Source organism: Cutibacterium sp. (assembly GCF_030525615.1).
Classification (GTDB): Bacteria; Actinomycetota; Actinomycetes; order Propionibacteriales; family Propionibacteriaceae; genus Cutibacterium.
Map to the genome: position 1 here is coordinate 123669 of NZ_JAUNEJ010000002.1, position 16067 is coordinate 139735.

The window sequence follows — 16067 nt, forward strand, 5'->3', positions numbered from 1 at the left end:
GCGTCACTGCTGTTAGTGAACCTCGACACAGGAGTTCTCATGTCTGCCTCAGTGATGGCCGTGCCAGCCACGTCCTCAACGACGATCCCCAGTGCGGTCCGTACCGTTGACCTCACGAAAACCTACGGTTCCGGAGCCACCGCCGTGCGGGCGCTGCGCTCGGTGACCCTCAACATCCCAGCTGAGCGCTTCACCGCCATCATGGGAGCTTCTGGGTCGGGCAAGTCAACCCTGCTGCACTGCATGACGGGTCTGGACTCCCCCACCTCGGGGCGGGTATGGATTGGCGACACTGAGATCACTCATCTTGACGACGACGCGCTCACCCAGCTACGCCGCGATCACGTCGGGTTCGTGTTCCAGTCTTTCAACCTCATGCCGACGATGACGGCGGCCGACAACATCACGCTGCCCTTGCGGTTGTCCCACCGCAAGGTCGACAAAGAGTGGTTCGATCACATCACCGGAATGCTCGGCCTCACCGAGCGTCTCCGACACAAGCCTTCGGAGCTGTCCGGTGGCCAGCAGCAGCGCGTCGCCGTCGCCCGCGCCCTGATGACCCGCCCTGACGTCATCGTCGCTGACGAGCCCACCGGTGCCCTGGACTCACACGCCAGCGACGACCTACTCGCCTTCCTGCGCCACTGCGTCGACGACCTTGGCCAGAGCGTCGTCATGGTCACTCACGACCGTGATGCCGCCAGCCGGGCCGACGACATTATCACCGTGACTGATGGCCAGGTGTCCAACACCCACAGGCAGGGGGAGCAGGCATGATTCATGAACGTCGTCGTCTGATACCCACGATGGTCGCCGTCATTATCGGGGTGGCCTTCATGGCGAGCGCCCTCATGCTGATGGATTCGATCAAGGCTGCCACATTACGTGCCCAGGCTGCTGCCGTCGGAGACGCCGCCGTAGTGGTGACCCCCAAGGATGACGGGAAGCCCATCTCCCAGAACACCGCCGACAAAATTGCCACGGTCGATGGGGTCACCTCGGTGGAGGCCACCCGTGACGTCTTCCTGCAGCGCACCGACGGCGGGCAGTCGGCATATGTGTCCGGCCATCTGGTTCCGCCCCATCCCGACATGGTCAAAGGACGCGCTCCGTCCCGGCCGAACGAGGTAGCCGTCAACCAGATCACTGCGAACAACAATGCCACGATTGGCTCTCGGATCACTGTCAGCACTACCTCCCAGGCGAACGCGAAATCCACCGACCTCACCGTGGTAGGTGTGCTCAATCCGAATGCTCGTACCACGGACAGTCCCACCTCGGCAGAGATCTACCTCCCTGCCACGACCCTGGCCAATATCAGCGGCGAGTCCGGGGCCGACGTTCTGTACGTGAACTCTGATCGCCCCGCCGAACAGGTTCTCAAAGACGTTTCTGCAGCAGCCGGTGTCACCGCAACGGTCCGCACTGCTGACGACGAGCGGGCCTATCAGGCCAAGCAAGCGTCTCAGGGACTTGCAGCCATGATGACCTTCATGGGTGCCTTCGCTGTCATCGCCCTAGCCGTTGCGGCGATGGTGATCGTCAACACCTTCACCATCCTCGTCGCCCAGCGCACTCGCACTCTGGCTTTGGCCCGTTGTATCGGCGCTACCCGCAAACAGGTGCGTCGCAGTGTGCTGGGGGAGGCACTGACCACCGGCCTCATCGGATCAATCGCAGGAACCGCTCTGGGTGTTGGCGTCACCAAGCTCATGATCCTGGGCGTCATCTCGACGGGCTCCGCGAGTGACATTACCGTCAGCGTCACGGCACTGTCCTGCCTCGTCCCGATCGTCGTCGGGGTGACAGTGACGACCCTGGCTGCCCTGCGACCGGCACGCCACGCCACCAAGGTTTCCCCCGTCGCGGCTCTGCAACCCATGACTGAGACGCCCACTCGGGCGATCGGGCGGGTCCGTATCGTGGTCGGAACTCTGTTCTTCGTCGCCGGCGCAACCCTTGTCGTCGTCTGCGCCACAGCCGACATGAAGACTAATGTCGCCGTGCTGTGCGGAGTTGCCGGCGGGTTCATCAGCTTCGCCGGGGTGCTCATGCTGGCGCCCACCATCATTGGCGGACTGAGCCGAGTCATCAGGGCCACCCGCCTCGGCGGGATTCCGGGAGAAATGGCCGTCGAGAACACCCAGCGCAATCCGCGCCGTACTACAGCTACCGCCTCAGCCCTGCTCATCGGCGTCACCCTCATCGCCACCGTCGCAACAGGAGCTGCCACCGGACGTGCCTCCATCGACAAGGCCATGAATGGTCAATTCCCCGTTGACGCGGTCGTGCAGGCTCAAGGCCCACTCGACGAGGCGACTATTACCGACGTCAAGGAGACCGAAGGAGTTTCCGATGTCGCCACCGTGGCGTGGGCCAGCGGGATTGTTGAAGGCGGCGGTGACGCCACCAAGGCCTGGATTAGGGGTGTGTCACCGGAGTTCCCCAAGGTTGTTCGTGATGAATCAGCCACCGAGGGGCTTGACGACACTCACGCTGTGGGTTCTGTTCCTGGCGTGTCTGATGGAGAGAAGATCACTGTCACCGTCAACGGAAACAAGGTCAACCTGACCTTAGTCAGCCAGGATTCGCAGGGCATCGTCGTCACCCAGGACGTTATGGCCCAGCTGACTCCCCAGGTCAAGCCCACCCAATTGCAGGTCCGCTACCAGGATGGCACCGACCAGTCCAAAGCCACCCAGGCCTTGGCCAAGGCGATGTCGGCCCATCAGGGAGTGACAGTTACATCGGTGGCGGATCAGAAGGCCCAGATGGACAAGATCATCACTATGTTGCTCGGCACGGTGGTTGGTCTGCTGGTGATTTCGGTCATCATCGCAATGGTTGGTGTTGCCAACACCCTTGGTCTGTCGGTGGTGGAACGAACCCGCGAGATCGGACTACTGCGCGCCCTCGGGCTGACCCGTTCCCAGGTGAGGTCAATGTTTGGCACGGAGGCGCTCATGCTCTCGGGTATCGCCGCGATTGTTGGTATCGCCTTGGGAATCGGGTACGGCATTGCCGGATCCCACGCCCTCTTTGGCTCGATCATGACTGTCCAGACGACTGTGCCATGGCTGCAGATGGTTGCCGTGGCCGCCGTCGCGATGGTGGCCGGATGGCTGGCCTCCGTGATACCTGGTCGTCGGGGAGCCAAGATTCGTCCTGCAGTTGCCCTCGCCGAGGAGTGACACCGTGACGTAACTGACGCCACGCCTCGCTGCTGCTGGACGGGTAGATCACCGAAAAAGCAGCAGTGAGGCGTTGGGCTGACTAGGGGACACTGAGACAAGAGCGCTGGGTAGTGTCCACCCCCTAAACTCACCGCCGTGACCGAACCCAGCCAGCAGCTGCACCGCAGTCTGCGAAACCGACACATCCAGCTCATCGCCTTAGGCGGTGCCATCGGAACCGGCCTGTTCTACGGAGCTGCCGACTCGATCTCCGCCGCCGGCCCTGCCATCGTCATGAGTTACCTGGTGGGTGGCGTGGTGATCTACCTCATCATGCGTGCCCTCGGTGAAATGAGCGTTCATCACCCGACCTCGGGTGCTTTCAGTGAATACGCGCACCGATGGTGGGGGGATCTGCCCGGATTCATCTCCGGATGGAATTACTGGTTCAACTACATCTTCGTGTCGATGGCCGAGCTGTCGGTGGTCGGGATCTACATCAACTACTGGTTCCCGGGGGTGCCACGCTGGCTGTCAGCGGCGGTCCTCCTTGTCATCGTCACCACCGTCAACCTGCTTCACGTGCGGGCTTATGGCGAGGTGGAATTCTGGTTCGCAATCATCAAGGTGGTCGCGATCGTTGCGATGATCGTCCTGGGTTTGTGGATCATCCTCTTCGGGACCTCCTCCACCCCGGCGACGGGACTGAGCAATATGTGGCGCAACGGCGGATTCATGCCTCACGGCGTCACCGGGACACTTGCCGGAATCATCGTCGTCATGTTCTCCTTTGGCGGCACCGAGCTCATCGGTATCACTGCTGGCGAGGCCGAGAACCCGCAGCGTTCCATTCCGAAGGCCATCAACCAAGTCGTCGGCCGAATCCTCATCTTCTACGTCGGTGCCCTGATCGTCATGCTGGCTATCGTCCCGTGGACCAGGATCGACGGCACTGCCAGCCCCTTTGTGCAGATTTTCGACCTTGTGGGAATCCCCGGCGCGGCTGCCATTCTCAACCTCGTCGTGCTCACCGCAGCAATATCGGCTTATAACTCCGGGCTCTACGCCAACGGTCGAATGCTTCATGCCCTGGCTCACCAAGGTGACGCCCCCAAGGTTCTCGGCAAGGTCAACAAGGCTGGTTCCCCGTGGGTTGGCGTGCTGGTCTCCAGCGCAGTGACGGCCATTGCGGTTATCATCGTCGGCTTATTGCCGGAACAGGCGTTCATGTACATCATGTCGATCGCCACGATCGCCGCCATCATCAACTGGGCGACAATTATCGTCACCCAAATGCTCTTCCGTCGCCGTCTGGCTCCCGAGGTTCGGGCCGAGTTGCACTTCACGATGCCCGGAGCCCCGGTCACCAACTGGATCGTGCTGGCCTTCTTGGTACTCATGGTCGTCGTCATGACGATCATGCCGCCGTACCGCGTCGCTGTGGCGATTGGCCCAATATGGCTGGCCGTTTTGACCTTGGGATGGTGGCTGTCGCGTCACCGCAAGCAGTCTCGTACTTCCGCATGATCTGAACTCGCGCGATGGGGGCCGGTCGGGCGTGAACTCGACCGGCCCTCTCTGGTAGTCAAAAAACCTCACACCAGGACGATGACCTGCACCAGCATGATCTTGACGATGGTTCCCAGCGCAAAAAGGGCACCGTAGGCCGACTCAATACGCTCGTCGTTGACCAGGGAGTTGGCGTAGCCCAGGATGGCTGGCTGCCCAACGAAACCGGCAAAAGCACCGGTAGCGCGCTGGGCCGACAGTTTCATGAACCACGCTGCAGCGATGACGATCGCGCCGCCGAGAACGAGGGTGATGCCAGAGACGCCGACGACGGCCAGACCCGTCCAGCTGATGGCCTGGGACAAGAAAGCCGGACCCGACGTCAACCCGACGCAAGCCAGGAAAATCATGAGCCCCAGCTGACGCAAAATCGCGTTCGTGGCATGAGGCAGTTGCCAGCGCAACGGGCCGGTCCGGTGAACTGACCCCAGAATCATCCCCATGACGAGCGGTCCGGCAGCGGTTCCCAACTCGAACTGCAGACCGCCAGGCAGGGCCACCATCAGGGCACCAAGCAACAAACCGAGGGCAGCGCCGAGCCCCAGGGATAGGGCGTCAACCTGAGAGACGCGGGCTTCGGAATCACCGAAGAGGTCGGCAGCGTCGGAGAGACGATTGGCCGGCACCACACACAGCACGCGGTCCCCTGGCTGCAAAACGATGTCGTCGCGGGCCAGCATGTCGAGGTCGCCACGACGCACCCGCGTCACCTTGCCACTGGTACGCCCGCGCACGTCGATACTGCCGAGAGTCCGACCCACCAAGGCCGGGTTGGACACCAAGAAACGGCGAAAATCGATTTCGTGGCGTTCGTCAGTGAGGGTGCGATCCGAGACATGCCCGAGGTGCTCTACGGCACGGTTCACGTCGTCAGGATTACCGACGACGAGGACCTGGTCACCAACGTGCAGGTCGTCGTCAGGGGCAGCCAGCCGCATCTCGCCGTCCCGCAGCAGGTAGGACATACGAATCTGGTCGTCGCTAAAGCCAGGGGTCTCGCGGATGGAAGTTTCCTGGTCAACGAAGGTGGATGTCGCTGTCAGCCCAGCCTCGGCCATCGAGGTGTTGTCCTTGCTGGCCGGCCAACGCCGCTTGGCAACGAAGGCCACCATGATGAGCGCAACAATGACGCCGACCGGGTAAGACAGCGCATAGCCGACGAGGGTGTCGCCAGCCCCATGTGTTGCCGTTGACGCGGCATCAATGGCTGGCGAGGTGAGGACGCCGGCGTACAGACCAGCAACGTGAGCCGGACTCAGTCCGAGTAATCGCCCTAGTCCAAGCCCTGCGGCAGCCATGGCAGCCAGACCAACCACACCAGCGAGCATGAGACTCCACTGGCGTTTGAGATCCGACAGGAAGGTAGACCCGGCGGCCAGACCGACGGTGTAACAGAACAGTACGACACCGAAACCCTTAATCATCCCCAGGTCCTGGCCGAGACGCGGGTCGAGGGCACCCACGACAAGCCCCATGAAGAGTGCTCCGGCCGCACCAAACCTCAGCGGACCGAACTTGATCTGACCTAGCAGAGCGCCAGCGGCCAGGACGATGAGGATCGTCAGCAGTTGGTGTGTGGCGAGAAAGTCGGTCAGCACTGTCATAAAACTCCTGACGCCGTACCGGCGATCCCGCCTCGGCAGCAGAATGCGCCGTCGCAGCAGACCCGGATGGGAACAAACCCTTGAATTGTAAGACCTTGGTTCAGGGCTGGACGAGGATACGGATCGGGTTGCCCTGGTGGGACTCCAACTCCTCGATACCGCTCTTGACGTCCTTCAGCTCTCCCGGGCAGTTGCGCCAGATTTGTGCAGTTGCGCCACTGTGGCCAGCTGCGCAGCACCGGGGCACACACATCATCAGGTAGCAGGTAGCTGTGAGGGAACCCGTGGGGTGACGGTGCCGAGAACTGCGGGAAAACGCCGGGGACAGCCGAAAACAGGCGTCACTCCCCTGCCGTGTGCTCGGTCTTGGCGACCTGGATCGCAAGATCCTCCGGGGCCAACTCTGCATGGGCGAACTCAGTGCTAATAGGCAACCTCAGTCGCAGGTCTGTCCCGACGCAGACCTCGACCAGTCCACTCCCCAGCTGGAAGTCAACGACGTGACCGCCGTGGTCCCGAGCCTCTGTGATGAAATGCACGTGGCAACCCGGCACCGAGATCCCCTGCTGGTACACCGGGGTCCGGAACCCGGCGAACGACCCGCTGACATCCTCTGTACGCACGATTTCCTCGCCGTCAGTGGCTTCCACCATCGGTCGGTACGGCTTCGATTGCTGAACGACGGTCCTCGTCGTCACCCAGTCGACATGCCCCGTGATCCGCAGGGCATACATGTAATTGGCGCTGGGAAGCACCTTGTCGATGAGCTTGGAGATCTCGGCACGGGTAACCGGGGAGCGCACTTCCAGCCGATGAGAGGGAACGAAATCCGTCACCGTCGCGTAGGGCGTCTTGGCCCCCAACGGTGCCGGGCGGCTCGTCCCATCACCGCGCAGCTGGTAGCAGTGGCCGTCAAGAATAACCATCTCGCCATCGAGGGCATTGAATGTCCCCAGGCCAAACGACCCGTGGGACAGCAACTCACCGATCGTCAGCTCGTCCTCGTACACCCCATCCATCAGGGAAGATATCAGGCTGGTCTGGAAGAACTCGTGCCTATTCACACCATCATCCTACGGGTCCCGAGTCAACCCACGGCGGACCGTCCTCGCCGCCCTCTCACCCACGCCGTCAACCGCGATGAGCGGGTAATGCCAACTGAGCGTGGACAACCGTCCTGCCCATGTGGACCCGCCCAGTGGACTCGGCGGTGAATACCCTCGGGTCCGCCCTGCCGTGGAACCGGGCCGCCTGCATTCCCCGCACGGTCTCGGTGAGCTGCTGAACCTGGTCTGACAGCTGTTCGATACGACGCTCCATCTGGAGGATACGTCGAATGCCATTGAGGTTGATCCCCTCATCCTGCGACAGATGCTGAACCATCCGCAGCGAGGCGACGTCACGCATGGAGTACCGACGCCCCCGTCCGCGAGTGCGCTCCGGGACGACCAATCCAAGCCGGTCATAGGTGCGCAAGGTCTGCGGGTGCATCCCGGCAAGCTCAGCAGCCACCGAAATAGGGAAGATGGCGGCGTCCTTATCGATCACCGCCAAGTCGACAGCATCCGACAGTTCCCGGCTGCGCCGCACCATCTCACTTCACCTCCCACGGCCTCGGGTTGGGCTGCCGAACGGCGTCACGGAAACTCTCCAAGGCATGTCGTGCCTTGTCGCCCAGCTTATCGGGGACAACGACCTCGACAGTGGCGAGCAGGTCTCCCTTGCTGCCGTCAGAACGCGGCGCACCACGCCCGCGTACCCGGAAAGTACGACCGTTCGGGGTGCCGGCAGGAATCCGCAGCCGGACAGTACCTCCAGCCAGGGTCGGCACCTCGATTTCAGCGCCCAGAGCCGCCTCAGCGAAAGTCACCGGAACATCGACCGTCAGGGTGCTGCCGTCACGTCCGAAAATCTTGTGCGGCCGCACTGTCACCTTGACGTACAGGTCGCCGGCCCGACCACCGTTTTCCCCCGGGGAACCCTTGCCCTTGATACGGATTCGCTGGCCATCCTCAACTCCCGCTGGAATGCGGATTTGCATGGACTTAGTGGACTTGGCCCGACCCGATCCGTGGCAAACCTGGCAGGGGTCCTCGACGACCATGCCTCGCCCGTGGCAATCCGGGCACGGCTCGGTCATCTCGAAGACGCCGCCAGCCGAGGTCGCGTGCATACCCGAACCCTGACAGGTCGAACACACCCTCGGCACCGTTCCGGCTCGGGCCCCAGTCCCCCGACAGGCCTGACATGGGGCCTTGGAAACCATGTCCATGGTGACAGTCGTTCCGAAGACAGCGTCCTCGAAGGAAATCGTCGTCTCCGCCTCGATGTCGGCACCTCGACGGGCCGCCCGGGTAGTGGTACGTCGCCCACCGGTAGCACCAAAGAGGTTGCCAAAGAGATCTCCGAAGCCGTCACCATTGGACGCGGTGCGGATGAAGTCTTCGACGTTGACGCTCGTCTGGGCACCGCCATGCGGAAACCCGAACCTACTGGCTGATCCGAAGAGGCTGCGTGCCTGGTCGTATTCCTTGCGCTTCTTGGGGTCCGACAGCACGTCGTTGGCCTCAGAAGCTTCCTTAAAACGAGCTTCGGCAGCCTTGTCACCAGGGTGGGAGTCGGGATGGTTATCCCGAGCGATCTTGCGAAATGCCTTCTTGATCTCCTCGGGCTTGGCATTTTTGGAGACGCCGAGAATCTTGTAGTAGTCCTTCTCGGCCCAGTCCTTCGTACTCATATTCTTCCTCCCTCCCTAGTCATCGTGAGTTCGTCTGGTCTGCGATCATGGCCACCCGCTTCAGTGATTCGGCTCAGTCGTCGGTCTCGGGGGTCTGGTCCTGAGACTCCTCGACCTTCGGCTCCTCGGCTTCCGACTCAGCAGGGGCTCCCGGCTCAGTGGCTCCCGGCTCAGCGGGCGCGGCGTTCGGATCTGGGTCCGAAACTGCAACGCGCGCAGGACGCAACACTCGGTCACCAAGTTTGTAACCGGGCTGCATCACCTGGCTCACGGAAGTTACGGTGACCCCTTCCATCGGAAGTTGCATGAGAGCCTCGTGGAGAGTCGGGTCGAAGGCGTCACCCACCTCACCGAAGCTGGTCAGGCCGTGAGCATTGGTCACCTTTTCCAAATCGTCGACGACGAGCTTGAACCCGCCCTCGACCTCACCGTGCTGACGGGCCATCGCAATCGAGTCCAAAACCGGCATGAGGTCGGTAATGACCTTATCGACACCGGCTTGACGCGACAGCGCGCGATCCCGATCGACGCGCCTCTTGTAGTTGACGTACTCGGCCTGCAGACGCTGCAGATCTTCGGTGCGCTCAGCCAGCAAAGCCTCGAGCTGAGCCTCCCGCGACAGCTCCTCGGGAGCCTGTTCCTCGGGTGCCTGCGCCCCCTCGGCCGAGGCTTCGGCGTCAATATCGACGCCATCGACGATATCGGCGAAACGCTCGTCTACGTTTTCACCAGCCTGGTTATCGTCGGCCTGGTTCTGTTCAGGATTGACGTTCTTGTCAGTCATCTTTCTTCCTCCACGTGGGTGCCGACCGCCGGGCCGTCATGATTGGCGACCCGGCGGTCCATGCGGGGTTTGAGGTCAGGCCGTGGCCCCGATCACTTCTTGTCGTCTTCGTCGTCCACGATCTCGGCGTCCACGACGGTGTCGTCGCCGGACTCAGAGCTGGCCGACTCGGCACCCTCACCCTGCGGGTTCTCAGCCTGGGCCTGCTGGGCTGCAGCGTAGATCGCCTGTCCCATAGCCGACGCCTTCTGGTTCAAGTCGTCCATGGCGGCCTTCACCTCGTCGTCGTTGTCGGTGCCCTTAAGGGTCTCCTTCAACTTAGCGATGGCCTCGGTCACCGGGGCCTTGGTGTCCTCGGGGATCTTGTCGGCGTTCTCGTCGAGCAGCTTCTCGGTGCGGAAGGCCAGCGCATCGGCCTCGTTGCGCATCTCGACAGCCTCGCGACGCTTCTTGTCAGCCTCGGCATTGGCCTCAGCCTCCTTGACCATGCGGTCGATCTCGTCCTTGCCCAAGGCAGAACCGCCGGTAACAGTCATGGACTGCTCCTTACCGGTAGCCATGTCCTTGGCGTGGACGTGGACAATGCCATTGGCATCGATGTCAAAGGACACCTCGATCTGCGGGATACCGCGCGGGGCGGGCATGAGACCGGTCAGCTCAAAGTTGCCCAACGGTTTGTTGTCGCGGACAAACTCGCGCTCACCCTGGAAGACCTGAATCATCACCGACGGCTGGTTGTCCTCAGCGGTGGTGAACACCTCGGAACGCTTGGTCGGAATGGTGGTGTTGCGCTCAATGATCTTGGTCATGACGCCGCCCTTGGTCTCGATACCGAGGCTCAGCGGGGTGACGTCAAGGAGCAGCACGTCCTTGACCTCGCCCTTCAGCACACCGGCCTGCAGAGAGGCACCGAGGGCTACGACCTCATCGGGGTTAACGCCCTTGTGCGGCTCCTTGCCAGCAAGCTCCTTGACCAGCTCGGAAACGGCGGGCATACGGGTCGAGCCACCAACGAGGATGATCTCGTCGATCTGGGAGACGTTGAGGCCAGCGTCCTTCATCACCGCGTTGAACGGGGTACGGCACCGCTCAAGAAGGTCCGAGGTCAGGCGCTGGAACTCAGCGCGGGTCAGCTTCTCGTCGAGGTGAAGCGGACCAGCGGCACCGGCGGTGATGTACGGCAGGTTGATATGAGTCTCAGAAGCCTGCGACAGCTCGATCTTGGCGCGCTCGGCTGCCTCCTGCAGACGCTGCTTGGCCATCTTGTCGGCGGACAAGTCAATGCCATTGGCGTTCTTGAACTGGGTCACCAGCCAGTCGACGATTCGCTGATCCCAGTCGTCACCACCGAGGTGGTTGTCACCGTTGGTGGCCTTCACTTCGAAGACGCCATCGGAGATGTCGAGCACGGAGACATCGAAAGTGCCGCCGCCGAGATCAAAGACCAGAACAGTCTGCTCCTTGTCAGCCTTGTCGAGTCCGTAGGCCAGCGCAGCAGCGGTCGGCTCGTTGACGATACGGTCAACGGTCAGTCCGGCGATCTCACCGGCCTCCTTGGTGGCCTGACGCTGAGCGTCGGAGAAGTAGGCCGGGACGGTGATGACGGCGTTGGTGACCGACTCACCGAGGTATGCCTCAGCGTCCCTCTTCAGCTTCTGCAAGATGAAGGCGCTGATCTGCTGCGGCTTGTAGGTCTTGTCGTCAACGCCCATCGTCCACGACTCGCCCATATGACGCTTGACGGAACGGACGGTGCGGTCAACGTTGGTGACAGCCTGACGCTTGGCGACCTCGCCAACGAGGGTCTCCCCCGAATTGGTGAAAGCAACCACCGACGGGGTGGTACGAGCACCCTCAGCGTTCGGGATGACGGTGGGCTCGCCGCCCTCGAGGACGGCGACGCACGAGTTGGTGGTTCCGAGGTCGATACCGACTGAACGGGCCATAGTTTGTTTCCTCCTGCTGGACGAAAGTTCTGGGAAAGCATCCCCTTGAGCGACTTCGACTCAACCCTAACCCCTGAGTCGCCGTCACTCAAGTTGATGTTGACTCATTTTTCAATGAGATTGAGTTCACCACACTCAACCCGCCTAGGCACCGCTGTATTCCCGGCCCACCGAAAACCGGCCATCACCGCAGACAACGGCTCAGCAAAAACTCACTGAGAGCGTAAAAATGCCGGACGGCAGACCGTCCGGCACTCTCGGCAACGCACGCTGGGGAATCAATGGAAGTAGGGAACAATCAAATAGAGGCCGTACAAGACGACGAGCCCTGCGACACCGATGGCCGTCCAACCCAGAGCCACAAGTCCAGCAGCCCCATCGATTCCCGCTTCAGTGCGTGCATGAGCTCGGTCAAGCATCAGCGCACCACCGGCGGCAATGCTGACGATGATAACGGTGGCCGCAACCGTGACGACGGCCACCAATCCAAGCGAAGCCCAATCAATACTCATGCTGCAGTCCCTCCGGCAATGGCCGAGCCCTTCCGGACGCCGACCTGGGTGGAGTCATTAACGTTGTTGTGGTCAACCTTGTGGTGGTTGGCCTGACGGATGATGAGGGCAGCCATCACGGCCAGCAGGACGAGGTCGATAATGACGCCCCAGGTGCCGATCCCAGCGATGGCCGAGGTGATGGCACCGACGATGGCGGCAGCCGGCAGGGTGACTACCCAGGCAATGACCATCTTTCCGGCAGTTGCCCAACGCACCTCGGTGTGGCGCCCAAGCCCCGAACCGAGGATCGAACCAGAGCAGACGTGGGTGGTTGACAGCGCGAAGCCCAGGTGAGAAGAAGCCAGAATGGCGACCGTCGACGCCGTCTCAGCAGCAAATCCCTGCGGAGACTCGATGTCACACAGGCCTTTGCCCATGGTGCGCATAATGCGCCAACCCCCGGAGTAAGTGCCGAGACCGATGGCGCAGCCAGCCGCCAAGATCACCCACCACGCCGGTCCGGCACCCGACGTCTGATATCCGGCAGCGACGAGAACCAGAGTGATGACACCCATTGTTTTCTGACCGTCAGAGGTCCCGTGAGCCAAAGCGACCATCGAGGCCGAGACTCGCTGGCCATTCAGGAACATCCGCGACGAATGGTGCGCGGTGTGATCGGTAATGCGGTACGCCAGCCACGTCGCCAGCAGAGCAGCAATTCCAGCAACAAACGGGGCGACCAGGGCAGGCAGGATGATCTTGCTTATAATCTTGTCGGCGTGGATACCGCTCATGCCGGCCTCGACTAGGACAGCGCCGATGAGGCCCCCGAACAGAGCATGGGACGAGCTGGACGGTAGACCGAACAGCCAGGTTGCAAGGTTCCAGATGATTGCGCCAATGAGACCAGCGAAAACCATCGGCACCGTAACGAGTTGGTCATTGACAATGCCACCGGAGATCGTCTTGGCAACCTCGGTCGACAAGCAGGCACCGATAACGTTGAGAACGGCCGCAATGATGACGGCCACCTTAGGCTTGAGTGCTCCGGTTGCCACTGACGTCGCCATCGCGTTGGACGAGTCGTGGAAGCCGTTGGTGAAGTCGAATGCCAACGCCGTCACGACGACGATGACCACGATTAACAGGGTCGAACTCATGCAAGATCCTTTGTGCGGGCCGTAACGCCCCCGGACGGCGAGCTGGGAACCCCACTCCTTATCGAAGCAGGGCGGACGTTCCGGCCAGAACCCGGGAGCAGTTCCGACCGACTGACACGTTACGCCCAGTCAGCACCCGTCCGTGTGGCGAGTTCCCCACGAAGTAACGACAAGGTGAACAATCTCACCGCCGAAGCACCCCTTGGAGACATAGTGTTGACATGTTGTACATCGGTTCTACTAGGGGATACTCCTACAGCAGCGGGAGAAGTGCGAAACGACATTGCCCACTCCTGTTAATAAAGAGTTCACCCCCAGTACGCGTTCACATTGCGCGCTCGGGAAGGAGATTGGCCCGAAGATGGCCGAATGTCAGCAGTGCCGTCATACCCGATCCGGGATGTGGCTGGGTCCCCATCAGTGCGCCTGGGGCTACTGGGTGTGAAAACTCTCGGGCACAGCCCGGGTAGGGTGGACACGCTTGTCCAAGAAAAGGAGTTGGCATGCCCTCAACCCCACTGTCTGCTGCCACGCTGGCCGGTATGATCGATCACACTTTGTTGACCCCGGAGGCCACCCACGATGACGTCGCCAAGCTGGTCGCCGACGCCAAGAGATACGGAACCTGGTCGGTGTGCGTGTCACCGTCAATGCTCCCGCTAAACGTCGACATGGGTGACGTCAAGCTCACCGTGGTATGCGGGTTCCCCTCTGGCAAACACACCAGCGCAGTGAAGGCGGCTGAGGCCCGTGACGCGATCGCCGCCGGGGCCGACGAGGTTGACATGGTCATCAACCTTGGCATGGTCAAGGAAGGACGCTGGCAGGATGTCACCGCCGACATTGCTGCCGTCAAGCAGGCTGTGCCGGACCCAAAGATCCTCAAGGTCATCATCGAATCAGCCGTACTCACCGACGACGAGATCGTTCGTGCGTGCAAGGCCGCTGAAGAAGCTGGCGCGGATTTCGTCAAGACGTCCACAGGGTTCCACCCGAAAGGTGGGGCGAGCGTCGAGGCCGTCAAGCTCATGGCTGACACAGTTGGGGGTCGCCTGGGGGTCAAGGCCTCCGGTGGTATTCGTGATTACGACACCGCATGTGCCATGGTCGAAGCCGGTGCGACTCGTCTCGGCGTCTCATCAACCGCCAAGATCCTTGCCGGCGCTCCCAAGGAATGAAGCTCCGCGCGACCCGTGTGGCCGTTAAGGTCTTCGTCCGGTGCCGGGTTCAACAATGGCTGCATGGCCATCGTGGCCGTGCACGTGGTTTGTTCTGTAACTCTTCATACTGGCGCTGACCTGCCGACACCCCAGCACCGCAACCGTCTAAAGCGGCTCATCGCAAACGAGGGTGTAGCGGGGTGATGGTGTGGCGATTGATTCTTGTTAAACATTAAGCGTTCCTTTCGTCAGGCCAATTTGTTTCAGCGGGTTCGCGACATGGGAATCTGGGTCGGGTTATCTCTTAAGAGACGCTAAACCATATCGAGTTACAATACAAATGTATTGCTTAAATACGAGGCGTTGCGGTTTTTGAGGTTGTTAACGCTGCCGGGGCGACGAGGGACAGGCCCCGTCAGGATATGAAGTGCAAACTAATTGCCCGAGTAAGGAGTCTGCCGGCGAGTACCCACAACAACACACCCTATGAACCGCAACAGCTAATGGGACGGGTGAAGCAAATACTCGGAAAACAAGTGGCGCACCTGGACCTCGCCTCGTGCGCCCGTACCGCCGACCGCCGCTCAGACCGTCTGAGGTTCCACCCCCACCGGGGCGGCAGCCTGCGCAGCAGCTTCCCGGCGCTTCCAGTTCAGCAACCAGGACACCTCGTTACACAGCAGCTGGCGTCGAGACGCCGAATCGTACGACCGCGCCGAATGACCCAGCCCGTCGTATACGACGTTGTTGCCCATCACCCAGCACATCGCGTGGAATTCTTCACCGGTCTCGTGGAAGAGCAACGGAGTCGCAAGCGGATTGATCTTCAAATTGGAGTACCGCTCGTCATAAACGACCACCTGCTCAATGCCGCGCAAAATCGGGTGATCGGCAGCGTCGGGTACCGGTTCGAAGACTCCGTACGAACGCTCCGGATGTCCGCTGACCCCCAACACCCATTGGCCACCGAGAATGGACGGCCACAGGTCCCAATCACAGAAGGTGTTGCAGGCGGTATGCAGACCGAGAATCGGCTTACCAGCCTCATGGTGTTCCCGGATCTTGTTGTGGGCACGCGACCACTCGGGGACGTAGTCCCATTCCTCCTCCGGGTCTCCCCCGCCAGTATTGACGATGAGCAGATCCGTGTCCGCGAGGTGGTCCAAAGCTTCCGGCTCAGAACACCTCACCTCCACCTGGTGACCGCGCTCGGTCAAGATCTGGGAGACAGCCTCGGAGGTGGCGTCAAAGTCGTGGATGTCGTCGGCGTAACGCCCAGATCCCGACAAAACGAGAATGTGCCCCATGGGATTTCCTTCCTGATCCTGGGTGGATCTAAAAGGTCACACTAGGACACTAACCCCACTAAGGACGAATTATCTCCGGCGTCGTTCCCCGTCGTCGCCACGATTCCTTCGTACAGCCCCCGTACCCTGACCT

At 61.4% G+C, this 16067-nt stretch carries 14 protein-coding genes; 4 read left to right on the forward strand and 10 right to left on the reverse strand.

Annotated elements, in window-relative coordinates; genetic code table 11:
* Window positions 1–39: 39 nt before the first annotated feature.
* The 3 genes from Q4B98_RS04265 (at window position 40) to Q4B98_RS04275 (ending at window position 4700) form a co-directional block, all read left to right on the forward strand.
* Entirely contained in the window at window positions 40–777 is a 738-nt protein-coding gene (locus Q4B98_RS04265; protein ID WP_368492303.1) for an ABC transporter ATP-binding protein, read from the forward strand.
* Entirely contained in the window at window positions 774–3191 is a 2418-nt protein-coding gene (locus Q4B98_RS04270; protein WP_303195857.1) for an ABC transporter permease, read from the forward strand. The genes Q4B98_RS04265 and Q4B98_RS04270 overlap by 4 nt, the downstream gene beginning before the upstream one ends.
* A gap of 138 nt (window positions 3192–3329) precedes the next feature.
* Window positions 3330–4700: an amino acid permease gene (locus tag Q4B98_RS04275; protein ID WP_303195858.1), complete on the forward strand. Its 1371-nt coding sequence runs from the start codon at window positions 3330–3332 to the stop codon at window positions 4698–4700.
* Between the two features lie 68 nt (window positions 4701–4768).
* On the opposite strand, the gene Q4B98_RS04280 is transcribed toward Q4B98_RS04275, so the two are convergent.
* From Q4B98_RS04280 to Q4B98_RS04320, 9 genes are all read right to left on the reverse strand, one after another.
* The gene (locus tag Q4B98_RS04280) at window positions 4769–6346 is read right to left on the reverse strand and encodes an aspartate:alanine exchanger family transporter (protein ID WP_303195860.1); all 1578 of its coding nucleotides are present in this window, start codon (window positions 6344–6346) and stop codon (window positions 4769–4771) included.
* Window positions 6347–6446: 100 nt separating this feature from the next.
* Window positions 6447–6602 (reverse strand): hypothetical protein, encoded by a 156-nt coding sequence (locus tag Q4B98_RS04285; protein WP_303196149.1) that lies wholly within the window; start codon window positions 6600–6602, stop codon window positions 6447–6449.
* 85 nt (window positions 6603–6687) lie between these two features.
* Window positions 6688–7410, reverse strand: a complete 723-nt coding sequence (gene budA, locus Q4B98_RS04290) for an acetolactate decarboxylase (RefSeq protein ID WP_303195862.1) — start codon at window positions 7408–7410, stop codon at window positions 6688–6690.
* 67 nt (window positions 7411–7477) lie between these two features.
* Entirely contained in the window at window positions 7478–7939 is a 462-nt protein-coding gene (locus Q4B98_RS04295; RefSeq protein WP_303195864.1) for a heat shock protein transcriptional repressor HspR, read from the reverse strand.
* A gap of 1 nt (window position 7940) precedes the next feature.
* Window positions 7941–9083, reverse strand: a complete 1143-nt coding sequence (dnaJ, locus tag Q4B98_RS04300) for a molecular chaperone DnaJ (RefSeq protein WP_303195866.1) — start codon at window positions 9081–9083, stop codon at window positions 7941–7943.
* A 73-nt stretch (window positions 9084–9156) separates the two neighbouring features.
* Window positions 9157–9867 carry a nucleotide exchange factor GrpE gene (gene grpE / locus Q4B98_RS04305; protein WP_303195868.1) on the reverse strand — a complete coding sequence of 237 codons (711 nt, stop codon included), beginning with the start codon at window positions 9865–9867 and terminating at the stop codon, window positions 9157–9159.
* Between the two features lie 92 nt (window positions 9868–9959).
* Entirely contained in the window at window positions 9960–11813 is a 1854-nt protein-coding gene (dnaK, locus tag Q4B98_RS04310; RefSeq protein ID WP_303195870.1) for a molecular chaperone DnaK, read from the reverse strand.
* A 278-nt stretch (window positions 11814–12091) separates the two neighbouring features.
* Complete coding sequence (locus Q4B98_RS04315; protein ID WP_303195871.1) at window positions 12092–12325, reverse strand: hypothetical protein; 234 nt, start codon at window positions 12323–12325, stop codon at window positions 12092–12094.
* Window positions 12322–13467, reverse strand: coding sequence for an inorganic phosphate transporter (locus Q4B98_RS04320; RefSeq protein WP_303195873.1), 1146 nt, complete (start codon window positions 13465–13467; stop codon window positions 12322–12324). The genes Q4B98_RS04315 and Q4B98_RS04320 overlap by 4 nt, the downstream gene beginning before the upstream one ends.
* 503 nt (window positions 13468–13970) lie before the next feature.
* Here Q4B98_RS04320 and deoC point away from each other — a divergent pair.
* Window positions 13971–14645, forward strand: coding sequence for a deoxyribose-phosphate aldolase (gene deoC / locus Q4B98_RS04325; protein WP_303195876.1), 675 nt, complete (start codon window positions 13971–13973; stop codon window positions 14643–14645).
* 566 nt (window positions 14646–15211) lie between these two features.
* On the opposite strand, the gene Q4B98_RS04330 is transcribed toward deoC, so the two are convergent.
* Complete coding sequence (locus Q4B98_RS04330) at window positions 15212–15934, reverse strand: ThuA domain-containing protein (RefSeq protein ID WP_303195878.1); 723 nt, start codon at window positions 15932–15934, stop codon at window positions 15212–15214.
* Window positions 15935–16067 lie beyond the last annotated feature (133 nt).